The organism is Mesorhizobium sp. P2_E7, from assembly GCF_056403855.1.
The window spans coordinates 361206-387831 of record NZ_JBFUER010000005.1 but is presented as its reverse complement, the minus strand read 5'-3'; the positions used below and the strand labels follow the sequence as shown (position 1 = coordinate 387831).

The following is a 26626-nucleotide window of genomic DNA, read 5'->3' as shown; positions in this document are numbered from 1 at the left end:
GTTTTCCGTCCGGAATTGCGTAAGACAGACGTGAGCAGCGAAGGCGACGGCAGAACATGGCAAAGACCGATATTGCGCGGCGCGTCTACAACCACACTTGGAAGCTGGATCCGATCGTCCGTAGCCTGCTCGACACTGATTTCTACAAGCTTCTGATGCTGCAGATGATCTGGGGCATGTACCCCAAGGTCGACGCCACCTTCTCGCTGATCAACCGCACCACATCGGTGCGCCTCGCCGACGAGATCGACGAAGGCGAGTTGCGCGATCAGCTCGACCATGCCCGCACGCTGCGCTTCTCCAAGAAGGAGATGATCTGGCTCGGCGGTAACAATTTCTATGGCCGCAAGCAGATCTTCGAGCCGGAATTTTTGGCCTGGCTGGAAGGTTTCCGACTACCGGACTACGAGCTCTCCAAGCGCGACGGCCAGTACGAGCTCTCCTTCAGCGGCCCGTGGATGTACACCACGCTGTGGGAAATCCCGGCGCTGGCCATCATCAATGAACTGCGTTCCCGTGCGGCCATGCGCGCCTTCGGTCCCTTCGCGCTTGACGTGCTCTATGCCCGCGCCAAGGGGAAGATGTGGGCCAAGACCGAACGCTTGAAGGCGCTGCCCGGCATCCGCATCTCGGATTTCGGCACCCGCCGCCGCCATTCGTTCCTATGGCAGCGCTGGTGTGTCGAGGCGCTGAAGGAAGGCATCGGCGAGGCCTTCACCGGCACTTCCAACGTGCTTCTGGCCATGGACAACGACCTCGAAGCGCTCGGCACCAACGCGCATGAACTGCCGATGGTGTTTGCCGCACTTGCCGATACGGAAAAGGAACTGAAGCAGTCGCCCTACAAGGTGCTGCAGGACTGGCAGCGCTATTATGGCGGCAACCTGCTGATCGTATTGCCCGACGCCTTCGGCACCGCATCCTTCCTGCGCGATGCGCCGGACTGGGTCGCCGACTGGACCGGCTTCCGCCCCGACAGCGCGCCGCCGATCGAAGGCGGCGAAAAGATCATCGACTGGTGGCGCGAGAAGGGCAAGGACCCCAGGCAGAAGCTGCTCATCTTCTCCGACGGGCTCGAGGTCGAGACCATTGAGGAGACCTACAAGCACTTCCAGGGCAAGGTGCGCATGTCCTTCGGCTGGGGCACCAACCTCACCAACGATTTCGAAGGCTGCGCGCCGACCGAAACCAACAGCCTCGATGCGATCTCGCTGGTCTGCAAGGTGACGGAAGCCAATGGCAGGCCAGCGGTGAAGCTCTCGGACAATCCGGCCAAGGCGACCGGGGACAAGAAGGAGATCGAGCGCTATCTCAGGATTTTCGGGGCCAAGGACCGCGTGGAGCAGCTGGTCAAGGTTTGAGGGGTTGGTGCGTCGCGGGTTGAGATGGAAAACTCGGATAGATTGAGTTCCCGCCAACCCCCCTCTGTCCTACCGGACATCTCCCCCTCAAAGGGGGAGATTGGCTGCTTCTCTGCCGGCGCTACCCTTGCAAGTTTGAAGATTGGCGAAGGCGGAGATGACAAGATAATCTCCCCCCTTGAGGGGGAGATGTCCGGCAGGACAGAGGGGGGTGTGAAGGATCGCGGCCGACGAAATTATTTCGCCTGCTCCCTCCTCACCCTCCTTCCCACTCCCGCCTTCGCCCATGCCTCCGATCGTGGCCACGTCCTCCTCTTGCCCACCGGCTACTACATCGCCGGCGGCGCTCTCGCCGTTGCCGTCAGCTTCCTCGTCCTTGCCCTGCTGCCACCCGACGCCCTCGACCGCTTCTGGCGCCGCCGCTTACAACTTTTCATATTCAGCGACGCCCCTCGCACAATCGTCAGCCTCATCTCCTTTGCCGGCTTTGCAGTCCTCATCGCAGCAGGCCTGTTCGGCAGCCGCGACCCACTCTCCAACCCGCTTCCCTTAACCATCTGGACCCTAGTCTGGGTCGGCCTCGCCATCGCGCAAGGCCTGTTCGGCGATCTCTGGTCATGGTTGAACCCATGGTATAGCCCATGGCGGATCGTCACCCGTCTGCTCGGCCGACGCGGCGACCAGGCGCACCATCCCCGCCTGCCCGGCTGGCTCGGCTGCTGGCCAGCCGTCATCCTGTTCGTCGCCTTCGCCTGGTTCGAGCTGATCGACCCGGCGCCCGACGATCCCGCACGGCTGGCCTATACCGCCGGCCTCTATTGGCTGTTCACCTTTGTCGCCACGCTCGCCTTCGGCTATCGCGGTTGGAGCCAACGCGGTGAATTCCTGACGATCTTCTTCACCATGGTGGCGCGCTTCGCTGTGCTTGAACGCGACGAGGCCGGCAGGCTCGACCTCTGCTGGCCAGGCGCAAAACTCCTCGCCGCAGCACCTCTGCCCGCCAGCGGCATCGCCTTCCTGCTGCTGGCGCTGTCGTCCGTCTCCTTCGACGGCCTGTCGAAAACCTTCTTCTGGCTCGGCCTGTTCGGCATCAATCCGCTGGAGTATCCCGGCCGCACCGCGCTGATCGGCATCGGCAGCTTCGGCCTGGTGCTGACCTTCGTGTTGTTGGCAGCAGCGTTCCTGCTGGCCGTCATCCTCGGCCAGCGCCTTGTCGGCAGTGGGCATGCGCTCGGCGAGGCGGCAGGCCTGCTGGTCTGGTCGATCGTGCCGATCGCGCTTGCCTATCATGTCGCGCACTATCTGACGGCGCTGCTGGTCGACGGCCAGTATGCGCTGGCCGCTCTGTCCGACCCGTTCGCGCTGGGCTGGAACCTGTTCGGCACCGCCGACATGCAGATCGAAGCCGGCATTGTCGCCGGCGCCGACTCCGCCTGGTGGCTATGGAATGTGCAGGCGGGCATCATCATTGCCGGCCACATGCTCGCAGTGCTCGTCGCCCATGGTCTGGCCTGGCGGCTGCACCCGGTTCCATCACGCGCCGCGCTCAGCCAATTGCCGCTCACCGTGCTGATGATCGTCTACACGATCTTTGGTCTCTGGTTGCTTGCCACGCCGACAGCAGGATAGAAAGCGCCACCAAGATGCCTCAACGGAAAGGCTGCTTGCCACGTCGAAGCTTTGATGATTTAGTTTGTATACATGCGATTTTCGCCTCTCCCGAGAAGGAGTGGCCTTGCCTCGTTACAGACAGTCAAAACTCAAAAACAGGGGAACTGCCGTGACTGACAAGAATGGGTTTTTCGATCTCTCCAAATCCACGCTCTCCCGCCGCACGGCGCTGAAAGGTCTCGCCGCGGGAGCCGGCCTGGCGCTCGCGCCGGGCTTTGTCCGCTACTCGCAGGCGCAAAGCTCCGCACCGATCAAGATCGGCTTCCAGTCGCACCGAACCGGCATCGGCGCCGCCTATGGCCGCTGGTACGAAAAGACCAGCGCGGCCGCGGTCAAGGCGATCAACGATGCCGGCGGCATCAATGGCCGCCCGGTCGAACTGGTCATCGAGGATGACGGCACCGATCCCGGCCGTGGCGCCGAAGTGGTCGGCAAGTTCGCCACCCAGCACAAGACCGACATCGTCTTCGGCACTTTGTTCTCGCATGTCGTGATCGGCTCGGCGCCGGCCGCCGGCGAAAACAAGATTCCCTATTTCGTCGTCAGCGAAGGCCACCACGTCGCCTCTACCAAGCTCAACCGCTACGTCTTCCAGCCCGGCATCACCGATGTGAAGAGCCAGATCCAGTCGATGGCGCCGTGGATCGCCGCCAATGCCGGCAAGAAGGTGACGCAGATCTTCCCCGATTTCGCCTTCGGCTACGACCATCGCGACTACCTGCCGCCGGCGCTGAAGGCGCAAGGCGCCGAGGTCATCGCCCAGATCGCCATCCCGCCGACGGAATCCTCCTTCACCAAATATTTCCCGCAGATCCCGGCCGAAACCGAGGTGATCTACCACGTCATGGTCGGCCCGGCTGTGCTTACCTTCGTCAAGGAGCTCGGCGAGTTCTACGGCTCGAACCGGCCGCAGCTGTTCGGCTTCATGGATTCGCTCGAAGCCACCGACATCAACAGCCCCGGCCTCGAGTTCCTGGACGGCAGCCATTTCTGGGAAGGCTCGCCGCGCTATGCCCAGGCCAATGACTCGGCCGCGCAAAAAGCCTACCGCGCCGCCGTCGGCATCGACGACAATGGCGCTGCCGTCGGCGACTCCAAGGACGTCTCCACGGCCTCGCACATGTTCGGTTGCTGGGAAACGCTCTATGTCGTCAAGAAGGCGATGGAAGACGCCGGCTACAAGGGTCCGGAAGATCGCGCCAAACTGGTCGAGGCGACCGAGGCACTGACCGAATTCGCCGAAGGGCCGGAGCATCCGCAGGGGCCAAAGACCTTCAACGGCAAGATCCACCAGTGTTTTGGTATCCAGAACATTTCGAAGGTCGAAGGCGGCAAGCTGAATGTCGTCCACAAGACCAAGATCGAGGACGGGCTTTACGAGGCCGAAGGGGATTACACGACGCAGGCGCTCTAAGTTGCTCCAGCGAGCGTGAGCACCAAGCCACCCGCCTCTGTCCTGCCGGACATCTCCCCCTCAAGGGGGGAGATTGGCAGTTTGTGCGCAGGCGCCTTTCTACCGCCGTCGGTAGTTGGCGAAGCCCATCGTGAAATCCAATCTCCCCCCTTGAGGGGGAGATGCCCGGCAGGGCAGAGGGGGGCGCCTCGCGCGCCCGCCGGTGCCTAACCCATGCACTTCGGACCCCATCTCCTCCTCGCCGCCCTCGAAGGCCTCGTAACCTCAGCCGTGCTGGCGCTGACCGCACTGGGGCTGTCGCTGGTGTTCGGCGTCATGCGCGTCGTCAACGTTGCCCATGGCGAGTTCTTTATGCTCGGCGCGGTGCTGGCCTGGGCGATCTCGACAGCCATCCCCGGCCATCCCACGCTCGGGTTTCTCGCGGCATTGGTGATTGCGCCGCTGATCGTCGGCGCCATCGCGCTGGTCGCCGAGCGATTGGTGCTGCGCCGGCTCAATTACAATCCGGAAGCCACCATCGTCGCCACCATCGGCATGCTCTACATCATCCAGCAGCTGGCGCTGAGCTTCTACGGCCCGGAGGCGCGGCCGGTGGAACCGCCCTTCAGCTACCGCATTCTGCTACCCTGGTTCGGCTATTCCGGCTACAAGCTGTCGATCATCGCCGCCTCTGCGCTCCTGCTCGTCGCCACATGGCTGGTGCTGACGCGCACGAAAATCGGCCTCATCATGCGCGCCACCCAATATGACAGCGAGACCGCGCAGGCCTTCGGCATTCCGGTCGACCGCGTCTATGCCGGCGTCTTCGCCCTCGGCGCCATGCTGGCGGCCATTGCCGCCGTGCTGATCGTGCCGATCAGCCAGGCGCATTATCTGATGGGGCAGGACCCGCTGCTGCTTTCCTTCATCGTCGTCATCATCGGCGGTCTCGGCTCGCTGCGCGGCACCGTCGTCGCCGCTGTTCTGATCGGCCTCTCCGACGGTATCATCTCGGTGTTCTTCTCGCCGACTTTGGCCAAGATCATCGCCACGCTGCTGGTCGCCATGGTGCTGGTGTTCCGCCCACAGGGCCTGTTCGGGCAGGCGTCGCGATGAGCGAAGCTTCGCCGGCAAAAGCCTATGCCTTGCATCTCGGCGTCATTGCGCTGCTCTTCGCGCTGAGCTTCGTCCTGCCGGAATACCATCACGGCCTGCTCGCCCGCATCATGGTGCTGGCGGTGTTCGCCATGGGTTACAACATGTTGTTCGGCTATGTCGGCCTGCTCAGCCTTGGCCACGCCATGTTCTTCGCCGCCGGCCTCTATGGCGCAGGCCTGTCGGTCATCCATCTCGGCTGGAACGTGCCGCTGGCTTTCCTCGCCGGCATCGCCTGCGGCGCGCTGCTGGCGCTGGTGATCGGCCTCTTGGCGCTGCGCACCACGGGTGTGGCCTTCATGATCGTCACCATGATGTTCGCGCAGGTCTTCTATCTCGTCATCCTTTATTTCGCTGCCTGGACCGGCGGCGACCAGGGCCTGGTCGTGCCGCAGCCGGCGCGCGTTCTGAGCTTCGGCGCGACGTCGCTCGACCTCACCAACCCGACCGTGCGCTACATGAGCGCGCTGACGCTGTTCGCGGCGGTGCTGCTCATTACGCTCGCCATCGTCCGTTCCCGCTATGGCCGCGTGCTAGTCGCCGTGCGCGAAAACGAGGAGCGCACGAAAATGCTCGGCTATGACACCTTTTCGAACAAGCTCATCGCCGTCGTCGTCTCCGGCACCATCTGCGCGGCATCGGGTGCGGCATATGCGCTGTTGTTCGGCTATGTCGGCTCGAGCTTTGCCTCGGTGCAGTATTCCATCCTGCCGCTGCTCTGGGTGCTGCTCGGTGGCGCCGCCACGACGCTCGGCGCACTGATCGGCACGGTGTTCATGTACTATGTCATCGACGTCGCCAGCGGCTACACCTCCGCCTATCTCTTGATCGTCGGCATCGCGCTCATCCTCCTGGTGCTGTTCTTCCCGAAGGGCATTCTGGGCACCATCCGTCAGCGCTGGCTCGGGTGGCTGCCATGATGCCGCTGCTGACCACAAAAGCCCTGGCGCGCAATTTCGGCGGCCTTCGCGCCGTTGACGGTGTCGACTTTCAGCTGATGCCGGGCGAGATCCGCGCCGTCATCGGCCCCAATGGCGCGGGGAAAACCACCTTTGTCAGCCTGATCAGCGGCCGCATCCAGCCATCCTCGGGCATGATCGTCTTCGACGGCGCCGACATCACCAGCCAGCCGGCCTATCTCAGGGTGCGCCGGGGCATCGCCTACACTTTTCAGATCACCAGCGTCTTTGCCAATTTGTCCGCCTACGACAATGTCGCGCTGCCGGTGCAGCGCACGCTGACCGACGGCCGCTCGAAAGGCGCCGTGCGCACGGGGGTCAAGGCCGCGCTTGAGCGCACCGGCCTTGCCGACCGCGCCGATATGCCGGCCGGTCAGCTCTCCTATGGTCACCAGCGCCTGCTCGAAGTGGCAATGGGCCTGGCGCTGAAGCCGCGGCTGTTGATCCTCGACGAGCCGACGCAAGGCTTGGCCGACAGCGAGATCGACAATTTCATCGAGCTGGTGCGCGAGATCGCCAAAAGCGCCACCGTGCTGTTGATCGAGCACAACATGCCGGTCGTCATGCAGCTGGCCGACCGCATCACCGTCTTCAACGCCGGGAAAATTCTCGCCGAAGGTACGCCCGAACAGGTCCGCGCCAACACCCAGGTGCAGGAAGCCTATCTGGGGACGGCGCCATGACCGAAGTCCCAATGACCGAGGCGCTGACCATCTCCGGGCTCGACTGCTTCTACGGCGAGGTCCAGGTGCTTTACGGGCTCGACCTTGTGCTCAACAAGGGCGAGGTGCTGTGCCTGTTCGGCCGTAACGGCGCCGGCAAGACGACAACGCTGAAGGCGATCATGGGGCTGGTTCCGGCCAGCGCCGGTTCGATTCGGCTCGCCGGCACGGAACTCACCGGCCTGCCGGCACATGAGGTGCCGAAGGCCGGCGTCGCCTATGTGCCGCAAGGCAGGCGGCTGTTCGCCGAGATGACGGTGGCGGAAAACATCGAGATCGGCCTGATGGCGCGCGGCAAGGGCAAGGCCGTGCGGGAAAATGTCCTCGACCTTTTCCCGCTGCTGCGCCAGCGGCTCCGGCAGCGCTCCGGCACTTTGTCCGGCGGCGAACAGCAGATGCTGGCCATGGCCCGCGCGCTCTGCCTGGAGCCGCAGGTGCTGTTGCTCGACGAACCGACCGAAGGCCTGATGCCGTCGATGATCGCCAAGATCCGCGAGACGGTGGTGAAGCTGCGTGAGCTCGGCGTCTCGACCATTCTGGTCGAACAGCGCGTCGATGCCGTGCTGTCGGTCGCCGACCGCGTCTCATTCATCGAAAACGGCCGCAACCGCGAGACGGTCGATGTCGAGCAACTGCGCGCTGATCCATCGGCGGTCCGGCGCTACGTCGGCGTGGGCTGATCAGCCGAAAAACAGAAAGCCGGCAATCAAAAACGTCGGCACCAGCACCAGCCCCGACCACGCCATATAGCCGAAGAAGCCCGGCATTTTCACGCCGCGATGCCGGGCGATGGCGTAGACCATGAAGTTGGGCGCATTGCCGATATAGGTGTTGGCGCCCATGAACACCGCGCCAGCCGAGATCGCCGCAAGCGTCGTGGCTGCCTCGGTCATCAGATGCTTTGCATCGCCACCGGCGAGTTCGAAGAAAACCAGATAGGTCGGGGCGTTGTCGAGGAAGGACGACAGTGCGCCGGTCAGCCAGAAATAGGCGAGGTCGTTGGGCTGGCCGGTGGGCGAGGTCACCAGTGCGACCAAAGGCGCCAGCGCGCCATCATGGCCGGCGCGCAGGATGGCGATGACCGGTACGATGCAGACGAAGATGCCGGCAAACAGTTTTGCCACCTCCGTGATCGGCCCCCAGGTGAAGCCGTTGGCCTCGCGATGGCTTTTGTAGGAGACGACAAGCGACAGCCCGGCGAGCACCAGGATGATGGCGTCACGCACCAGGTTCTGCAGTTCGAGGCTGACGCCGAGGATGGAGAAACTCACGCCAGGCTTCCACGCCGCCGACAGCAGGATCGCGCCGATGACGCCGGCCAGCAGCGGCAGATTGGCGAGGCCGCGAATTCGCACCTTCGTATCCGGCGTCGAGTCCTTGATTTTCGGCGCGCCGCCTTCGCGGCGATGCAGCACGATGTCGATGGCCAGGAAGACAATCAGCACCAGGCCGCCGGTGAACAGCGTCTCGCGCCAGAGGTTTGCCGTCGTCCAGAAGAAGTCGACGCCACGCAGGAAGCCGACGAACAATGGCGGGTCGCCGAGCGGTGTCAGCGAGCCGCCGATGTTGGAGACGAGGAAAATGAAAAAGATGACGACATGGGCGTTGAACGGCCGGTTGTCATTGGCGCGCAGCACCGGCCGGATGAGGATCATCGAGGCGCCGGTGGTGCCGATCACCGAGGCCAGCATCGCGCCGACAAGCAGCAGCCCGGCATTGACCAGTGGCGTGCCGTGGATGTTGCCGGCAAGCAGGATGCCGCCCGAAATCGTGTAGAGCGCGAACAAAAGGATGATGAACGACATATATTCGGTGATCAGCGTGTGCAGCACGGCCTCGCTCGCCAAAGACATGCCGAAGGCGATCGCCAGCGGCACCACCACAAGTGCTGCCCAGGCGGCGGCGATCTTGCCGTAGTGATGCTCCCAGACATGGTGGAACAGCAGCGGTCCGGTGGCGATCGACAGCAGCAGCCCGGCAAACGGCAGCCCCCACCACAGGGACATCGCAGCACCAGGTAATTCGCTGCTGTCGGCTGCAAAGGCCAGTTGCGGGGACAGGACGGAGCAGACAACACCTGCCGCGAGAATCGCCCCTGACTGTGTACAGCTCCCTCCAAACCTCACGGCTCAGTCCGCAGTCGGGTCTTCGAGCCTCACCCCGGCGTCGCGCATCCGCTTCAGCATCGCCTCGACCGAACCGTTGAGGTCGATGCCGCGGCAGGCGTCGAGCCGCACCGTCGTCTTGAAGCCTTGCTTGACCGCGTCGAGCGCCGAGAAGGCGACACAGAAATCGGTCGCCAGGCCGACCAGGGTCACAGTGTCGATACCGCGCTCCTTGAGGTAGCCGGCGAGCCCGGTCGACGTCTTCTGGTCGTTTTCGAAGAAGGCGGAGTAGCTGTCGATCGCAGGGCGAAATCCCTTGCGGATCACCAGCTCGGCCTTGGTCCAGGCAAGGCCGGAGTGAAAGTCCGAACCAAGGCTGCCCTGGATGCAATGGTCGGGCCACAGGGTCTGCGGTCCATAGGGCATTTCGATGGCGCTGAAAGGCTGTGCCCCCGGATGGCTGGAGGCAAAGCTCGAATGTCCGGCCGGGTGCCAGTCCTGCGTCAGCACGACATGCCCGGCGTGCCGGATCAGATCGTTGACCAGCGGCACGATCTCGTCGCCGCCGGCCACCGCCAGCGCGCCGCCTGGGCAGAAGTCGTTCTGCAGGTCGATGACAACAAGCGCTTCGTCGGCCATGGCGCCTCTCCTCTTCTTCGTCTCGAGCGGGGATCGAGTGAAAAACGCCGCGGATGCGACCGGATGCAGAAACTTGACCAGATGGCGGCCTGCGTCAACCTCTGGGCACGTAACAAATCCGTGGCGACCAGCTTCCCGCAAACTCCGGCTTTGACAATTCCTGCCAGCTTGATATCATTTGCATACGAATGAATTTGGCCAGATTGAACACTGGCGGGGGTTTCGGGAAGACCCCACTTTTTGGGAAGGCCGATTTCTTTGGAAGGTAGGGCGTGATCCGTTACGCGAAACCCACCACGCTGGACGAGGCGCTCGCTTTGCTCGGCGAGGGCGCCTGGCGCGTGCTTGCCGGCGGCACCGACTTCTATCCGGCGCAAGGCGCCAAGCCGTTCCGCGACAATGTTCTCGACATCAATGGCCTGGCTTGCCTGCGCGGCATCGCCGAGACCGAAACCCACTGGGTGATCGGCGCCCGCACCACCTGGACAGATCTCGTCCGCCATCCCTTGCCGGCGGCGTTCGATGCGCTGAAGCAGGCTGCGCGCGAGGTCGGCTCCCTGCAGATCCAGAATGTCGCCTCCATCGCCGGCAATCTTTGCAACGCCTCGCCTGCCGCCGATGGCGTGCCTGGCCTGCTGGTGCTGGACGCCGAGGTCGAACTGCGCTCAGTGGCCGCAACACGTTATCTGCCCTTGCCGGATTTCATTCTCGGCAACCGCCGCACCGCGCTGCTGCTCGGCGAAATGGTCACCGCCATCCGCATCCCTAAGCGCGCGGCCTCCGGCACGTCGGCTTTCGTGAAACTTGGTGCGCGGCGCTATCTCGTCATTTCCATCGCAATGGTCGCAGCCCGCCTCGTTGTCGAAAACGGCACGGTCAGAGAAGCGGCCGTCTCCGTCGGCTCATGCTCGGCTGTCGCCAGGCGGCTAGCCGATGTCGAAGCCGCGCTGCGCGGCAAGCCTGCCGGCCCGGCACTTGCCGACGCGGTCCTGTCGGCGCCGATGACCGAGCTGTCGCCGATCGCCGATGTGCGCGGCAGCGCCGAATACCGGCTCGATGCGGCGCGCGAGCTTGTCGCCCGCGCCGTGCTGGGAGCCTGCGGGCTGACGAACGACAACAGCATGGTGGCGGCATGAGCCAGGTCCGGTCCGAGGTGATTGAAGCTCTGCCAGACCTCGTGTCCGGCTTCGGCGTCGAGCGTTCGGATATCGCTTTCGCAGTCAATGGCGCCGCCGTCTCGGTCAATGTGCCGCCGCTGCGCCGGCTGTCGCAGGTGTTGCGTGACGAATTGCAGCTGACCGGCACCAAGGTCGGCTGCGACGCCGGCGATTGCGGCGTCTGCACGGTGCTGGTCGACGGCGACGCCGTCTGCGCCTGCCTGATGCCGGCGGCCTCGGCAGCCGGGACATCGGTGACGACCGTTGAAGGCCTTGCCAATGGCCGCCTGTCGGCGCTGCAGGCGTCGTTCCTGGCGCATGGCGCGGCGCAATGCGGTATCTGCACGCCGGCGCTGCTGGTCGCGGCGACGGCGTTGCTCGACAGCAACCCCAATCCGACCGAGGTCGAGGTGCAGGATGCGCTGGGCGGCATCCTTTGCCGCTGCACCGGCTACAGAAAGATCATCGCGGCGGTGATGGATGCTTCCTTGCAGGCGGCCAGCCTCGATTTCCGCCTGCCGCAATCGGGCCATGCGATCGGCGCCTCCCCTGTCCGGCTCGATGGCGTGCCAAAGGTAACCGGCGGCGAAAAGTTCGGCGGCGATTCCTTCCCGGCCGATGCGCTGGCGGTGCTGGTGGTGCGCTCGCCGCACTATCACGCCGGCTTTGCTTTCGGTGATCTCGACAGCTGGGTGAAGACGCATCCCGGCATCGCCGGTGTCTTCACCGCCGCCGACATTCCGGGAAAGAACTGTTTCGGCGTCATCGGTCCGTTTGCCGACCAGCCGGCACTGGCCGAAGGCTTTGCCCGGCTGCGCGGCGAGGCCGTGGCGCTGGTCGCCGGCGAGCGCGAGGCGATGCTCGATCTCGACTTGTCGGATTTCCCGGTCCGCTGGACCGAGCTGCCGCATTTTCTGCTGCCTGGCGATGCGCAGGCCGATGGTGCGGCGCTGATCCATGCGAACCGCCCGGACAATCTTTTGACCAAGGGTTTTGTCGAGCGCGGCGACCCCGAGGCGGCGCTTGCGGGCTCGGCAGTCACTGCGTCCGGTGCCATCGACACCTCCTATGTCGAGCACGCCTATATCGAGCCGGAAGCCGGCCATGCCTATATGGATGGCGATACGCTGGTCGTCGTCGCCTGCACGCAGGCGCCTTACATGGACCGCGACGACACGGCCAAGGTGCTCGGCCTTGCCGTCGACAAGGTTCGCATCGTGCCGACCGCGACCGGAGGAGGCTTCGGTTCCAAGCTGGATGTCTCGCTGCAGCCGCTGATTGGCCTCGTGGCGCTGAAGACGGGACGGCCGGCAGCGCTCGCCTACACCCGCAACGAATCCATGATGTCGACCACCAAGCGCCATCCCTCCGAGATGAGGGCGACCATCGGTGCCGACGCCGACGGCCATGTCATGGGCATGGTCTTCACCGGCGATTTCAACACCGGCGCCTATGCCAGCTGGGGCCCGACCGTCGCCAACCGCGTACCCGTGCATGCTTCCGGCCCTTATGCGACGCCGAACTACCGCGCCGAAGGCCGCGCCATTCACACCCATGGGCCGATCTCCGGCGCCTTCCGCGGCTTTGGCGTGCCGCAGGCGACGATCATGCAGGAAACGCTCTATGATGAGCTCGCCGGCAAGCTCGGCATGGACCGGCTCGATTTTCGCTTGAAAAACTGCCTTCGGAACGGATCCGAAACGGTTACCGGGCAGAGGCTGGAGTCGGGCGTCGGTATTTTCGAATGCCTCGACGCCTTGCGGCCCCATTGGGCGCGCGCGACGGCCGACGCAGATACATTCAATTCCTCCAATACGAGCAAAAAGCGCGGCGTCGGTGTGGCGTCCTGCTGGTATGGCTGCGGCAACACTTCGCTGCCCAATCCATCGACCATCAGGGTCGGTATCTCACCCCTAGGCGAGGTCATCCTGCATCAGGGCGCCGTAGATATCGGCCAAGGCTCCAACACCGTCATCACCCAGATCTGCGCAGACGCCCTCGGCCTGCCGCTGGAAAAATTCAAGCTGAAGAGCGCCGATACGGCGATCAGCCCCGACGCCGGCAAAACATCGGCCTCGCGCCAGACTTTTGTAACCGGCAAGGCGGCCGAGAAGTCCGGGCGCGCCTTGCGCGAAAAAATCCTGCGTTTTGCCAATGTCTCGGAGAACGCGGCCCTGCAATTGGACGGTCCGGCGATCGTCATCCGCGAGGGTGAAGCGACCCGCCGCATCGATCTCGCCGCTCTCGATGTCGATGCTGACGGTTTCGTCTTCCGCGCCGAGGAAACCTACGATCCGCCGACGCTGCCGCTCGATGCCAAGGGCCAGGGCAAGCCCTACGCGCTCTATGGCTATGGCGCGCAGATCGCCGAACTCGAGGTCGATCTCAAGTTGGGTACGGTGAAGCTGATCAAGATCACCGCCGCGCACGATGTCGGCAAGGCGATCAACCCGCTGCTGGTCGAAGGCCAGATCGAAGGCGGCATCGCGCAAGGCATCGGCATGGCGCTGATGGAGGAATACATCCCCGGCCGCACCGAGAATCTGCACGACTATCTCATCCCGACCATCGGCGATGTGCCTGAGATCAAGCACATATTGATCGAGGTTCCCGATCCGGAGGGACCGTTCGGCGCCAAGGGCCTGGGCGAACACGTGCTGATCCCGACCGCTCCCGCGATCCTCAACGCCATCCGCCACGCCACCGGCGTTCTCATCACCAAGGTTCCGGCGACGCCGACGCGCATCCGCGCCGCGATCCGCGACAAGGAGGCACGCGCATGAGCGAGCTTGCCGAACGCTTCGAAACCCATGATCCCGGCGAAAAGCTGGTGGCGGAAAAGATCCGCTGCGATGCCTGTCCGGTCATGTGCTACATCGCCGATGGGCGCACCGGCGCCTGCGACCGCTACGGCAATTCGGGCGGCCGCATCGTGCGCATGGACCCGCTGACCATTCTCGATCATGCCGCCGAGAGCGGCGGCGCTGTCGTGCCGTTCACGGCCGAAGGCGAGCAATGGGACGGCGAACTGGTCAACACCGGCCGCCGCTTCGTCACCGCAATCGGCGCCGGCACCACCTATCCCGACTACAAGCCGGCGCCCTTCATCGTCAGCCAGGAAGTCGAAGGCGTCGATCTCGTCACCGTCGTCACCGAAGGGATCTTCTCTTACTGCGGCGTCAAGGTGAAGATCGACACCGATCGCCATCTCGGTCCCGAAACGGCAATCGTGCGCTCGCAAGGCGAGGCGATCGGCCATGTCACGACAGGTGAGTACGGCTCGCAGATGCTGTCGCTGGGCGGTGTGCATCATCTGACCGGCGGCTCCAAGTCGGAGGGACGCGCCACCTGCGACGCGATGCTCAATCTGTGCAACCGCAAGCCGGTCGAACTTACCATCGACGGCGGCGCCACCATCATCGTCGAAGCCGGCAAACCGCCTGTCATCGACGGCAAGCAGGAACACCGCATGCGGGTCGGCTGCGGCTCAGCCACCATCGGCATGTTCGCCACGCAATGGCGCGGCCTGGTCGACGAGGTGGTCGTGGTCGACGATCACATCACTGGCGTTGTCTCGGAGCATCAGGCCGGCAAGGTGCTGGGCTGGCAGGATACCGGCATCAAAATCATCGGCCGCCGCTCGACGCCGGGCCGTTACTTCAAGGTTTCCGAGCCTGGCCTCGGTTGGGGCGGAACCTCGATTTCAGACCCGCTGTCGATCCTCGGCGAATGGAACGCCAAGAAAGGCGCTCGCCCAGGCCTGTCGCTGCTGATGGTGTCGACCACGGGCGAGCAGTTCGCCTATTACGAACTCGACGACGAGCTGAAGCCGGTGGAAAAACCGTTCCCGGACCGGCTGCAGAAGTCGGTCGGCCTGATCGAGGACAATTGCGAGCCGGCGCTCTGCACCGTGCTGTTCATCGGCGGCGCCGGCGGTTCGTTGCGCGCCGGCGTCACCGAAAACCCGGTCAATCTTACCCGCTCGGTGCAAGGCCTGAAGACCTATGTGACCGTCGGCGGCGCGCCGGTCTATGTCTGGCCGGGCGGCGGCATCACCCTGATGGTCGACGTCACCCGCGTCCCGGAAGGCGCTTTCGGCTATGTGCCGACGCCGGCGCTGGTGGCGCCGATCGAGTTCACGCTGCGCCGCGACGACTATGTCAGGCTGGGCGGTTACGAGGCCGAGATCCGCAGTGTCGAGGACATTGTCGCCAAGGGTGGCGAATACCTCAATCCCCGCCGCAGCACCGGCGCCGAGGCCCAGAATCCGTGGCCGCCGCTGGCGCAGTTGCGCCGCTCCGGCTCGAACGGGGCCGGGTGATGCAAGGCCCGCAAGTCAACTGGCTGCAGGACGGCAAGCGGCTGCACCTCAACCACGGGCCGATCGACCTGATCGTCGAGGCCTTTGGCGAGGCGGAGGAGTGTCGTGCCGCCTACGACCAGGCCGTCGCGCGCTTCCAGACGATCCTGATCGAGTTGGTCGAGGAGCTTCCCGAATTGCGGCTCCCGGCATTTTTCCTGGCGCCACGCAGCTTCGCCGGCCCGACGGCGCGCCGCATGGAAGCAGCCGTCATCCCCCTGGCGGAATGCTTCATCACGCCGATGGCCGCCGTTGCAGGATCGGTAGCCGACGAAATGCTCGCCGCGCTGCTTGCCGGCCGCAAGCTCGACCGCGCCTATGTCAACAATGGCGGCGACAGCGCGCTTCATATCGGCAATGGCCAGGCGATGAACCTGGCGATCGCCGGCACCGGCAACGGTATGGCTGACTGCATCACCATTCGCTCAGCAGACGGTGTGGGCGGCGTCGCCACCAGCGGCTGGCGTGGCCGCTCGTTTTCGCTGGGCATCGCCGACGCCGTCACCGTGTTGGCGCGCACCGGCGCCGAGGCCGATGCGGCGGCGACGCTCATTGCCAACGCCGTCGACCTGCCCGGCAATCCTGCCATCAAGCGCGTTCCGGCACAGGATCTTGCGCCCGACAGCGATCTCGGCGCGCGGCTGGTGACACAAGCCGTCGGCACGCTTGCCCGTGGCGACGTGGAGCGGGCGCTGGACAATGGCCTTGCCGTCGCCGAAGATTTTCGCCGGCGCGGCCTGATCGCCGCATCGGCGTTGTTTCTTGGCGGGGAAGCCCGCATCAGTGGTTCCATGGCGCTTGCCGCGCCCAACAAAAGTCCAGGGAAGGAAATTGCGCATGCCTGAGTTTCCGATCCGCAAGATCGCGGTTCTGACCGAAGAGATCTTTCACGATGGCGGGCCGGCCCCGGCCGCGCCGCGCCGCCGCGCCGCCGCCGTGGCGCTGGTGAAGAACCCGTTCGCTGGCCGCTATGTTGAAGAACTGCAGAGCGCCATGGACGATCTGAAGCCGCTCGGGCTGCTGCTCACCGACAAGCTCATTGCCGCATTGGGCGGCGACATCAAGCAGATCGACGCCTACGGCAAGGGTACCATTGTCGGCTCTTCGGGTGAGCTCGAACATGGCGCGCTCTGGCATGTGCCGGGCGGCTACGCCATGCGCGAGCGGCTTGGCGACGCCAAGGCGATCGTGCCGTCGGCAACCAAGGTAGGCGCCTTCGGCTCGCGGCTCGACGTGCCGCTCGGCCACACCAACGCTGCCTATGTCCGCAGCCATTTCGACGCCATGGAGGTCGGCCTCAGCGACGGGCCGCGCCCCGACGAAATCCTGTTTTGCCTGGCGATGAGCTGCGGTCCGCGCGTGCATGACCGCATGGGTGGCCTGGCAGTCGGCGATATCAAGGCCTGGGACGGCTTGCGATGAGCGGCGGGGACAATCTTCTGAAGCTGGTCGAGGCCGAAGAGCCTGACGATAATGATTATCGCCTGCAGGAGCAGGTCGGCTTCATCCTGCGCAAGGCGCATCAGCGCCATGTCTCGATCTTTGCCTCGCAGATCGGCGACCTGACGCCGCCGCAATTTGCAGCGCTCGCCAAGCTGCACGATGTCGGCGAGACCTCGCAGAACCAATTGGGCACGCTGATCGCCATGGATGCGGCGACGGTCAAGGGCGTCATCGACCGGCTGAAAGCACGCGGCCTGGTCGATCTCACCAAGCACGAGGTCGACAAGCGCCGACTGCTGGTCAATCTGACGCCGGAGGGACGCGAGGCGATCGAGCGGCTGATCCCGTTGGCCCGCGCCATAACCCAGGAAACGCTGGCGCCGCTGACGGCCAAGGAGGCGGCGACCTTTATGAGGCTGTTGGCGAAGTTGGCCTGAGCAATTCCAGGAAAAGCGCGTAGCGCTTTCCCTTGGGAATTGCGTCAAACAAAGAAATTTCAGGCCCGCAGCCGAGCGCCTTCGGGATCGAAGAATGGCATCGGCGCCACCACCGCGCGGGTCAGCCTGCCGTCAATGTCGATGCTGAGTTCCGTGCCGATGGCGGTGAACGGCAGCCGCAAATGTGCCGTCGCCAGCACCTTGCCTAAGGAATAGCCGTGATCGCTGTAGGTGACGACGCCGGCATCCTCGCCATCGGCGAAAACCCTGGCATCCGTCGCGGCCGGTCTGTCGCCGTCGAGGATCAATCCGGCCCAGCGCTCGTCGAGCCCCTTGTCGCGCACCTTGAGCAGCGCCTCGCGGCCAATGAAATCGCCCTTGTCGAATTTGATCCAGCGGTCGAGGCCGACATGGAACGGCGTGCGGCTCTCGTCCATGTCGATGCCATGCGCCGGATAGGCCTTTTCCAGGCCGAGCGTGAACATCGCCAGCACGCCGTATGGCTTCAAGCCAAAATCGGCGCCGGTCCGCATCAGCGCATCCCAGACGGAAGTCGCCTCGTCGGCCGGCACGAACAGCTCGAAGCCGAGCTCGCCGGTCACGCCGGTGCGCGAGATCAGCACCTTGGTCTCGCCGATCCGCCCTGCGGTGAACGCCCAGCGCTTCAGCCCGTCCAGATCGGCGTCCGACACCAGCGCCTTGAGCAGCGCGCGCGAACGCGGCCCCTGTATGGTCGGGAAGGCGACGGCCGCGGTGATGTCGGTGACATAGGCCTTGCGACCCTGCGCATGCTGCTGCAGCCAGGGCAGCATCTTCAGCCGGTTGACCGAACCGGTCACCAGCATGAAATGCTCCGGCCCCAACCGGAACACGGTGAGATCATCCATGATGCCGCCATCCTCGCGGCAGACGGTGGAATAACGCACCTGTCCCGGCTTCATCGCAGCCGCATCATTCACGATGACGTGGTTGACCAGCGCCTCGGCTTCCGGCCCCTTGATGTCCATCTTGCCCATGGTGCTGAGGTCCTGCACGCCGACATTCTTGCGGGTGTTCAGGTGCTCGTCGGCAATGCCGGAATAATATTTGGCCGAAACGAAATTGCCGCCGACCCGGCCCATCGTGGCGCCGAGCCCAACGATGCTGTTGTAGAAAGGGGAGCGCCGCTCAACCAAGAAACTTCTCCGTCATCAAAGAAAAACGGCAGCGCCGGACGGCGCTGCCGAGGTCAGGCTTGGGAGGAAATTAACTTCCGTAGACGTCGAACGAGAAGTATTTGTCGTTGATTTCCTTGTACTTGCCATTGGCACGCAGGGCGTCGATGGCGGCATTGAACTTGTCGGCCAGTTCCTTGTTGCCTTTCTGCAGCGCGATGCCGACGCCGGGTCCGTGAATGGCCGGGTCTGCCGTCAGCGTGCCGAGCAATTTGCAGCAAGCGCCGTCGGGCTTCTTCAGCCACTCGGTCAGGATGATCGAGCCGTCCATCATCGCATCGAGGCGGCCATTGGCCATGTCGGTGCGGGCGTCGTCGCCGGTCGGATAGGCCTTCACGGTCGAGCCCGAATATTTCGTCTCGGCGAAATTCTGGTGGATGGTCGCGCTCTGCACGCCCAGCACCTTGCCCTTCAGATCGTCCGGCGACGTTCCGGCAATGGTCGAATCCTTCGGCACGGCGATGGCTGGCGGCGTCTGATAATATTTATGCGTGAACTCCACCTTTTCGGCGCGCTCGGGCGTGATGGTGATGTTGATGATGGCATCGAACTTGCCGGCCTGCAGCGCCGGTATCGAACCATCGAAATCCTGCACGGAGAATTCGCACTCGGCCTTCATCTCGGCGCACAGCGCTTTGCCGAGGTCGATGTCGAACCCGCCCAGCGTACCGTCCGAATTGGCATAGTTGAAGGGCGGATAGGCGCCCTCGGTGCCGATCCTGAGTTTCTCGGCAGAGGCAGCACCTGTGGCAAGCAGCAGAGCGGCGGAAGCGGCAAGCACGAAACGACCGAAAAGACGCATGTTCTGGTTCCCCGTTGATGCCAGAAGTCTATTGTCTTTGAGCGGCACGGCGGAGACGGAAACGACATGCTCTGCGGCGATCACGGCGCGGCTAATCTCAACGTGAGCTAAATTACAGATCGATCAGACGCATTGGCGGATGTTAAGCTCGTCGCAGACGGTTTCGGGAGGACCTTGATGGACGGCCAGCAGGAATTCGTGCAGGAAGCCGCGCAACGGCGCATCGACGACGACATCGCCAAGCGCATCAAGGCCCACCAGGCCAACATCGAGCGGCTGGAAACCGCAAGGGAAAGTGCGGGCAATCTTGAAGCGGCGGTCGCCAACCGTCCGCTGGTGATGCTGGCACAGGGCGATTCCTGGTTCGACTATCCGCTGACCGGCAACGGGTTTCCCTTCGTCGACACCGACGTGATCGCGCAGCTGCGCCGGATCGGCCCGATGCCGCCGACCATCCTCAACCTCGCCCATCATGGCGATGCGGCGACCGACGAGATGTCGCTGCCCAAGCAGCAACGCATGATTTCAGCCTTACGCAACAAGGCGAACTGGCTGGACGGCAAGCCCGACGCCATCCTGTTCTCGGCCGGCGGCAACGACATTGCCGGCGACCAGTTCTGCATCTTCCTCGACTTCAACGACGGCCATGCCGCCGGGCTGAACAAGGACCGCTTCACCAAGGCGCTCGGCATGGTCGAGGCCTGCTATCTCGACCTGTTCGCGCTGCGCGACCGGGTCGCACCCGGCGTGCCGATCTTCGGCCATTGCTATGATTTTCCGATCCCGAACGGCGCGCATCCGTCCTGCGTCGGCCCGTGGCTGAAACCGTCGCTCGATTTCTGCAACTGGTCGGTGGCCAAGGGCACGGTCATCGTTCACGACACGCTGGCGGCGTTCCGCGACGTGGTGAAGCGTCTGGCCGACGTGCCCGCCAACAATTTCCACCTGATCGACACGCAAGGCACGCTGAAACCGGCCGACTGGGCCAATGAGCTGCATCCCGACCCGGCCGGGTTCAAGAAGATCGCGCAGAAATTCGCCGACGCGTTGAAGGCCAAGCTGCAGACTTGATGATTGGATGCGCGAGCTCTCGACGGCGCCAGGCCGTGGAGCTCATTTGGCCTCGAACAGGTCCTTGGCTTGCTCTGCCGTGTAGTAGCCAAGCCTGACGTCCTCGGCGACCAGTTTTGGATCGCGCTGGGAGGGATCGCCATAGCCGCCGCCGCCCGGCGTGCCGACGCGCACACGGTCGCCGGCCTTGAGCGCGATGTCCTGTTCCTTGGAGAGGTGCGGCGGCACATGTTCCTCGCCGCCGCGGAACACGGTCACCGTGTTGGGGGCGCCGTCCTTGCCGCCGAGCGCACCTTGCGGGCCGAAGCGGCCATGGTCCATGACGAAGGACGCGCGCGCCTCGCCGCGCAGGATCTCGACCTCATAGGCGAGGCCAAAGCCGCCGCGCTGCTTGCCGGCGCCGCCGGAGCCTTCGCGCAAGGCGTAGTGGCGGTAGAGCACGGGAAAGGCCTGCTCCATGATCTCGACCGGCGGCGATTTCGAAATGCCGATGGTCGAGCAGCCATTGGTCAGCCCGTCATGGCCGGAATTGCCGCCATAGCCGCCGCCGGAGATCTGGTACATCACATAGTCGCGGCCGCGCGCCGGGTCGTTGCCGCCCAGCGCGAAATTGCCGCTCGAGCCTGCGGGCGCCGCCGTCACCTTCTCCGGCAGAGCCTGCACCATCGCCGCGAACACGGCTTCGGCGATACGCTGCGAGACTTCCGCCGCACAGCCTGACACCGGGCGTGGATATTTCGCGTCGAGGAAGGTGCCTTCCGGCCGCTTGACGATCAGTGGCTCGAAAGCCCCGGCGCTGATCGGCACATCAGGGAAAATATGGCGCATGGCGAGATAGACCGACGACAGCGTCGTCGCCAGCACGCTGTTCATCGGTCCGGCGCAGGGCTTTGATGAGCCGGCGAAATCGAAGGTCAGCGTGTCGCCCTTCTTCTCCACCGCAAGTGCGATGGTCAGCGGCTCGTTGACCACCCCGTCGGAATCGACAAAGGCCGTCGAGCGGTAGGTGCCGTCGGGAATGGCGGCAATGTTGGCGCGCATCTGTTCGGCGGCGCGGCGGCGCAGCTCGGCGATCGCCTCGACGACAGTTTCGTCGCCGTAACGATCGAGGATTCCGTTGAGTCGGTCCTGGCCGATCAGCAGTGCGGCCGCCTGTGCTCGGATATCGCCGATACGCTGGTCGGCGACGCGAATGTTGGAACAGATGATGGCGTAGATTTCGGTGTCGAGCACGCCCTTCTTGAACAGCTTGACCGGCGGCAGCCGCAGCCCTTCCTGTTCGACGGCGGTGGCGGACGCAGAGAACCCACCCGGCACCGAGCCACCGATGTCGGGCCAGTGCCCTGTGTTCGATAGCCAGCAAAATATCTTGCCGTCGCGATAGACCGGCATGGCAAAGCGGACATCCATCAGATGCGTGCCGCCGAGATAGGGATCGTTGACGATGTAGATGTCGCCCGGCTCCGGCGCCAGGCAGCGGCCGTCGGCAATCATCTCGATCACCGTTTTGGTTGAATACTGCATGACGCCGACAAACACCGGCAGACCCTGGCTGCCTTGCGCGATCAGCGATCCGTCGACGGCGGAATAGATGCCGTCGGAGCGGTCATTGGCCTCGGCAATGACAGGCGAGAAGGCGGCGCGCGAAAAGGTCAGGTCCATCTCGTCGCAGACCTGCTGTAGGGCTGCCTGGAGGACGGAAAGCGTGATGGCGTCGAGCTTTTGCATCTCAGGCCTCGCCGATGTCGATGATGATGTTGCCATCGGCGTCCGATCGTGCGCGGTCGCCGGGTTCAAGCACGGTGGTGGCGTCCATCTGTTCGAGGATCGCCGGTCCCTCGATGACGGCATCGAGCGGCAGCTTTTCGCGTGCGTAGATAGGCGTGTCGTGCCAGCGCCCGGCATACCAGACAGGCCTTGTCTCGCGCAGCGCCTCGCCAAGCGTCCTGGCGCGCCCCGCCGGGTCGATCAGGCGTGACAGATCGATTGCGGGCCGCACGCCCGTCACCGAGGTGTTGAGATTGACGAGATTGGCGCGGATCTCCGGCAGTTCAACCTTGAAGCGGGCGAAATAGGCCTTTTCGAACAGTGCCTGCAGCTCTTGCCGTGTCACCGACGACGACGGCAGCGCCACGTTGATGATGTGGGTCTGGCCGACGAACTGCATGTCGGCGGAATGGGTGACGCGGATCGTCTCCGGCTTCACTGCTTCCTTGCCGATCAGTTCCTCGCCTTCGCTGCGGTGCCGTTCCAGCACTTCGCGAAGCCTGGCTTCATCGAGCACGGCGACCGGCTGGTTGATGGTGTTGACGAAGTCGTGGCGCAGATCGGCGACGACGCAGCCGAGCGCGTTGGTGATGCCCGGACGCGCCGGCACCAGCACGCGGGGCAGACCGAGTTCGCGCGCCAGCGCGGAGGCGTGCAGCGGCCCGGCGCCGCCAAAGGCAAACAGCGCGAAATCGCGTGGATCGTGGCCGCGCGACACCGAAACCATGCGGATGGCGCCGGCCATCTTCATGTTGCCGAGCCGCAGGATTGCGCCCGCCGCCTCGACGCCGGAGAGCCCGGTGGCCTTGCCGATTTTTTCTTCGAAGATCCCGGTGACGCGCTCGACCGTGACCGGGTTTTCAACCGCCAGCAGTTTCTTCGGCGCCAGCCGTCCAAGCACCAGATTGGCATCGGTGATGGTCGGCTCCAGTCCGCCGCGGCCATAGCAGATCGGGCCGGGATTGGCACCGGCACTTTCCGGGCCGATCTGGATCAGCCCAGCCGCATCGACGCGGGCGATCGAGCCGCCGCCGGCGCCGACGGTGTGCACCGCCACCATCGGCACGTGAATCGGCATCGCATATTCGATCTCGATTTCGTTCGAGACGGCGGGCTCGGCGTTGCGGATCAGCGCCACGTCGGTCGAGGTGCCGCCCATGTCGTAGGTGACGAGGTTTTCGAAGCCGGCGCGCTTGCCGGTATAGGCGGCCGCGATGACCCCTGACGCAGGGCCCGACATCACGGTCTTGGCCGATTCGCGAGTGACGAAGCGGGCCGAGATCATGCCGCCATTGCCGTTCATGATCAGGAAGTCGCGGGCGTAACCTTTGGCCGCCAGTTCCTTGCGCAGCCGCTCGACATAGCGCTCGAGGATCGGCTGTACCGAGGCGTTGACCGCGGCGGTCACACCGCGCTCGAATTCACGCGCTTCCGACAACAGCGCGTGGCCAGTGGTGATGTAGCCGTTCGGCCAGAGATCGGCGGCAATCTCGGCGGCGCGCCGCTCATGCCCGGGGTTGGCGTAGGAGTGCAGGAAGTGGATAACCAGGGATTCGCAGCCTGCCGCGATCAGCGCCTTCACGGCGTCGCGCATCTCGGCCTCGTCGAGCGGCGTGCGTACAGCGCCCGAGGCCTCGACGCGCTCCGACACTTCGAGCCGGAGATCGCGCGGGATGATCGGCACGAACGTGCCGGTCATGCCGTAGGGCTGTGGCCGTGTGCGGCGGCCAAGCTCGATCACGTCGCGAAATCCCCTTGTGGTGATCATGCCGGTTTTCGCCAGCCGGCGTTCCAGCACCGCATTGGTGGTGGTGGTCGTGCCGTGCACGATAAGGTCGATGCCGTCGATGGCAAAGCCGGTGGCGCCAAGCGCTGAAACCACGCCGAAAGCCTGGTTGTCGACCGTGGTCGGCGTCTTGGCGATATGCACCTTTCCGCCGTCTTTTCCGTCGATCAAAATGAGGTCGGTAAACGTTCCGCCGACATCGATGCCGGCAACGACGTTACCCAGGGAATCCGGCTGTTGCACCGAAAAATTCTCTTTCATTGTCGAAACCCGAAATGACAGGACTACGAATGTGCCGCAGTTTGGAAAGCTGTTTTAGCGCGGTATCTTGACACAAATATCGTTTGTATACTAATAAATTTCGGACACAAGAGCTTACCGCTTTGGAGTGTGTGAACGGCACGCCGGGACCTGAATGGTCCGGGCGCGCAGGAAATGGTTTGGCGCCCGCATACGTGACGGGCAAGACAGAGTTGGATTTGATGAACACCACATCCGCATTCAACACCGCCGGCGCCCGTCCGCTGCAGTTCCCGATTCCGGCCAATGTCTATGCCGAAACCGTGGTGTCGGTGAAGCACTACACCGACCGCCTGTTCTCGTTTCGCATCACCCGTCCGCAGTCGCTGCGCTTCCGCTCCGGCGAGTTCGTCATGATCGGCCTGCCCAATGCCGAAAAGCCGGTCTACCGCGCCTATTCGGTGGCGAGTCCGGCCTGGGACGAAGAGCTGGAATTCTTCTCGATCAAGGTGCCGGAAGGCCCGCTGACCTCCGAACTGCAGAAGATCCAGGTCGGCGACACCGTCATCATGCGCCAGAAGTCGACCGGCACGCTGGTCGTCGATGCGCTGACCCCGGCCAAGCGCCTGTTCATGATCTCGACCGGCACCGGCATTGCTCCCTTCGCCAGCCTGCTGCGCGACCCCGACACCTATGAGAAGTTCGACCAGCTCATCCTGACCCACACCTGCCGCGACAATGCCGAACTGGTCTATGGCCAGGAGCTGGTGTCGGCGCTCGAAAGCGATCCGCTGATCGGCGAACTGACCACCGGTCGTGTCACCCTCTACAATTCGACCACCCGCGAAGAATCGGCCCGCATGGGCCGCATCACCGCGCTGATCGGCTCCGGCAAGTTCTACAGCGATCTCGGCATCGAGAAGCTCAATCCGGAGACGGACCGCATCATGATCTGCGGCTCGATGCATATGCTGAAGGACGTCAAGGAGCTGGCCGAAAGCCTCGGCTTCCACGAAGGTTCGCTCAGCCATCCCTCGACTTTCGTCGTCGAGCGCGCTTTCGTCGGCTGAGAACGGCCGGCGCCTCGGTGCCACTCTTTCGCATCGACTTTTGACCATGCGGTCAAAATTCAGCTGCTTTCGCCGGCTTTTTCCGCTATGACCGTTTGAAGGACTCGTGAAGCGATGCTTCACGGGCTATCTTCGGTGCGTGTTGCCCCGAACCCTAGGTTCGGAGGAACGACACGCACCACGGCGTAATATCGTCGAGCGAAAGGGCAGGAGATGAGCAGCACAATCCGCGAAGCCGATCTCGGCGCGTCCAAGGTTACGCCGCTACCCGCGCGCGCCGCCGCCAACACGCCCGTGCCGCAAACCCATGGCATTGCCCGCAACACCGGCATGCGGCTCGATCTCGGCTTCATGGAATCGGTGCGCAGTGTCAACCGCTCGGCGCTGGAGCGCCGCGTCGCCAGCCTGACCAAAAGGCGCTCGATCAAGGCCGACAACCAGGCGGCATGGCTGTTGCGCGCCGTCTCCTGCATGGACCTGACGACGCTGAACTCCAACGACACTGAAGAGCGCGTGCGCCGTCTGTGCGCCAAGGCGATCAACCCGTTCCGCCGCGATATCGTCGAGGGCCTCGGCATTGAAGGCGAAAAGATCCGCCCGGCGGCGGTCTGCGTCTACCACCCCTTTGTCGCGACGGCTGTTGACGCGGTGCGCGGCACCGGCATCCATGTCGCCGCCGTCTCCACCGCCTTCCCGCACGGCCTCGCACCGCTGTCGACGCGCCTGCAGGAGATCGAGGCTTCGGTGCGCGACGGCGCCGACGAGATCGACGTCGTCATCCCGCGCGGCCTGGTCTTCGGCGCCAAATGGCAGGAGCTTTACAACGAGATCGTCTCGATGCGCGAAGCCTGCGGCGATGCGCATTTGAAGGTCATTCTGGGCACCGGCGACCTTGCCACGCTGCGCAATGTCATGCTGGCTTCGATGGTGGCAATGATGGCGGGCGCCGATTTCATCAAGACCTCGACCGGCAAGGAAAGCGTCAACGCCACGCTGCCCGTTGGGCTGGCCATGGTGCGCGCCATCAGGGCCTATTTCGAAGAGACCGGCTTTCTCATCGGCTTCAAGCCGGCCGGCGGCATTTCCACCGCCAAGGCTTCGCTCGACTGGCTGGTGCTGATGAAGGAAGAGCTCGGACGGCCGTGGCTGGAGCCGGATCTGTTCCGCTTCGGCGCCTCGAGCCTGTTGACCGACATTGAGCGTCAGCTCGAGCATCATCTGACCGGGCATTATTCGGCCAATCACCGCCACGCCATGGCGTGAAGGCCGATCTC

The 26626-nt window shown here is 64.1% G+C and carries 22 protein-coding genes; 16 read left to right on the top strand and 6 right to left on the bottom strand.

Translation table 11 applies throughout. From position 1 onward, the window contains the following. Window positions 1-56 precede the first annotated feature (56 nt). The 7 genes from pncB to AC1DYC_RS24725 all read left to right on the top strand — a co-directional run bounded on the left by pncB (window position 57) and on the right by AC1DYC_RS24725 (window position 7941). Window positions 57-1361, top strand: a complete 1305-nt coding sequence (pncB, locus tag AC1DYC_RS24755) for a nicotinate phosphoribosyltransferase (RefSeq protein WP_477410405.1) — start codon at window positions 57-59, stop codon at window positions 1359-1361. A 189-nt stretch (window positions 1362-1550) separates the two neighbouring features. Beyond that, window positions 1551-2990, top strand: a complete 1440-nt coding sequence (locus tag AC1DYC_RS24750; protein WP_477410404.1) for a hypothetical protein — start codon at window positions 1551-1553, stop codon at window positions 2988-2990. 151 nt (window positions 2991-3141) lie between these two features. Beyond that, window positions 3142-4446 (top strand): ABC transporter substrate-binding protein, encoded by a 1305-nt coding sequence (locus AC1DYC_RS24745; RefSeq protein WP_477410403.1) that lies wholly within the window; start codon window positions 3142-3144, stop codon window positions 4444-4446. 213 nt (window positions 4447-4659) lie between these two features. Next, complete coding sequence (locus AC1DYC_RS24740) at window positions 4660-5541, top strand: branched-chain amino acid ABC transporter permease (RefSeq protein ID WP_477410402.1); 882 nt, start codon at window positions 4660-4662, stop codon at window positions 5539-5541. Beyond that, window positions 5538-6500: a branched-chain amino acid ABC transporter permease gene (locus AC1DYC_RS24735; protein ID WP_477410401.1), complete on the top strand. Its 963-nt coding sequence runs from the start codon at window positions 5538-5540 to the stop codon at window positions 6498-6500. The genes AC1DYC_RS24740 and AC1DYC_RS24735 overlap by 4 nt, the downstream gene beginning before the upstream one ends. Then, window positions 6497-7222, top strand: coding sequence for an ABC transporter ATP-binding protein (locus AC1DYC_RS24730; protein ID WP_477410400.1), 726 nt, complete (start codon window positions 6497-6499; stop codon window positions 7220-7222). Before AC1DYC_RS24735 ends, AC1DYC_RS24730 begins: the two co-directional genes overlap by 4 nt. Then, on the top strand, window positions 7219-7941 hold the full coding sequence (locus tag AC1DYC_RS24725) for an ABC transporter ATP-binding protein (protein WP_477410399.1): 723 nt from the start codon (window positions 7219-7221) through the stop codon (window positions 7939-7941). The genes AC1DYC_RS24730 and AC1DYC_RS24725 overlap by 4 nt, the downstream gene beginning before the upstream one ends. On the opposite strand, the gene AC1DYC_RS24720 is transcribed toward AC1DYC_RS24725, so the two are convergent. Both AC1DYC_RS24720 and pncA read right to left on the bottom strand, forming a co-directional pair. Next, complete coding sequence (locus AC1DYC_RS24720; protein ID WP_477410398.1) at window positions 7942-9267, bottom strand: sodium:proton antiporter; 1326 nt, start codon at window positions 9265-9267, stop codon at window positions 7942-7944. Window positions 9268-9390: 123 nt separating this feature from the next. Beyond that, window positions 9391-10005 carry a bifunctional nicotinamidase/pyrazinamidase gene (pncA, locus tag AC1DYC_RS24715; RefSeq protein ID WP_477410397.1) on the bottom strand — a complete coding sequence of 205 codons (615 nt, stop codon included), beginning with the start codon at window positions 10003-10005 and terminating at the stop codon, window positions 9391-9393. A gap of 272 nt (window positions 10006-10277) precedes the next feature. Here pncA and AC1DYC_RS24710 point away from each other — a divergent pair, with 272 nt between their 5' ends. Genes AC1DYC_RS24710 through AC1DYC_RS24685 form a run of 6 tightly spaced genes read left to right on the top strand, consistent with a single transcriptional unit; the run spans window position 10278 to window position 17402 of the window. Continuing rightward, window positions 10278-11141, top strand: a complete 864-nt coding sequence (locus AC1DYC_RS24710) for an FAD binding domain-containing protein (RefSeq protein ID WP_477410396.1) — start codon at window positions 10278-10280, stop codon at window positions 11139-11141. Continuing rightward, entirely contained in the window at window positions 11138-13945 is a 2808-nt protein-coding gene (locus tag AC1DYC_RS24705) for a molybdopterin-dependent oxidoreductase (RefSeq protein WP_477410395.1), read from the top strand. The genes AC1DYC_RS24710 and AC1DYC_RS24705 overlap by 4 nt, the downstream gene beginning before the upstream one ends. Continuing rightward, window positions 13942-15483 carry a 6-hydroxynicotinate reductase gene (locus AC1DYC_RS24700; RefSeq protein WP_477410394.1) on the top strand — a complete coding sequence of 514 codons (1542 nt, stop codon included), beginning with the start codon at window positions 13942-13944 and terminating at the stop codon, window positions 15481-15483. Before AC1DYC_RS24705 ends, AC1DYC_RS24700 begins: the two co-directional genes overlap by 4 nt. Continuing rightward, a complete protein-coding gene (locus AC1DYC_RS24695; RefSeq protein WP_477410393.1) occupies window positions 15483-16367 on the top strand; it encodes a UPF0280 family protein in 885 nt (294 codons plus the stop codon). The genes AC1DYC_RS24700 and AC1DYC_RS24695 overlap by 1 nt, the downstream gene beginning before the upstream one ends. Continuing rightward, the gene (locus AC1DYC_RS24690; RefSeq protein WP_477410392.1) at window positions 16360-16944 is read left to right on the top strand and encodes an amino acid synthesis family protein; all 585 of its coding nucleotides are present in this window, start codon (window positions 16360-16362) and stop codon (window positions 16942-16944) included. The genes AC1DYC_RS24695 and AC1DYC_RS24690 overlap by 8 nt, the downstream gene beginning before the upstream one ends. Then, window positions 16941-17402: a MarR family winged helix-turn-helix transcriptional regulator gene (locus tag AC1DYC_RS24685; protein WP_181056613.1), complete on the top strand. Its 462-nt coding sequence runs from the start codon at window positions 16941-16943 to the stop codon at window positions 17400-17402. The genes AC1DYC_RS24690 and AC1DYC_RS24685 overlap by 4 nt, the downstream gene beginning before the upstream one ends. 59 nt (window positions 17403-17461) lie before the next feature. Here the strand turns inward: AC1DYC_RS24685 and AC1DYC_RS24680 are convergent, their stop codons facing one another. After that, window positions 17462-18577, bottom strand: coding sequence for an aminomethyl transferase family protein (locus tag AC1DYC_RS24680; protein WP_477410391.1), 1116 nt, complete (start codon window positions 18575-18577; stop codon window positions 17462-17464). Between the two features lie 70 nt (window positions 18578-18647). Beyond that, complete coding sequence (locus AC1DYC_RS24675) at window positions 18648-19418, bottom strand: ABC transporter substrate-binding protein (protein ID WP_477410390.1); 771 nt, start codon at window positions 19416-19418, stop codon at window positions 18648-18650. Window positions 19419-19595: 177 nt separating this feature from the next. Between AC1DYC_RS24675 and AC1DYC_RS24670 the strand changes: the two genes are divergently transcribed. After that, window positions 19596-20489, top strand: a complete 894-nt coding sequence (locus AC1DYC_RS24670; protein WP_477410389.1) for an SGNH/GDSL hydrolase family protein — start codon at window positions 19596-19598, stop codon at window positions 20487-20489. Between the two features lie 42 nt (window positions 20490-20531). Here the strand turns inward: AC1DYC_RS24670 and AC1DYC_RS24665 are convergent, their stop codons facing one another. Then, a complete protein-coding gene (locus tag AC1DYC_RS24665) occupies window positions 20532-22217 on the bottom strand; it encodes a hydantoinase B/oxoprolinase family protein (protein ID WP_477410388.1) in 1686 nt (561 codons plus the stop codon). Window position 22218: 1 nt separating this feature from the next. After that, window positions 22219-24303 carry a hydantoinase/oxoprolinase family protein gene (locus AC1DYC_RS24660; protein ID WP_477410387.1) on the bottom strand — a complete coding sequence of 695 codons (2085 nt, stop codon included), beginning with the start codon at window positions 24301-24303 and terminating at the stop codon, window positions 22219-22221. A 221-nt stretch (window positions 24304-24524) separates the two neighbouring features. On the opposite strand from AC1DYC_RS24660, the gene AC1DYC_RS24655 reads away from it, so the two are divergent. Then, window positions 24525-25352 (top strand): ferredoxin--NADP reductase, encoded by an 828-nt coding sequence (locus AC1DYC_RS24655; protein ID WP_477410386.1) that lies wholly within the window; start codon window positions 24525-24527, stop codon window positions 25350-25352. Between the two features lie 213 nt (window positions 25353-25565). Continuing rightward, window positions 25566-26615, top strand: a complete 1050-nt coding sequence (gene deoC / locus AC1DYC_RS24650; RefSeq protein WP_477410385.1) for a deoxyribose-phosphate aldolase — start codon at window positions 25566-25568, stop codon at window positions 26613-26615. Window positions 26616-26626 lie beyond the last annotated feature (11 nt).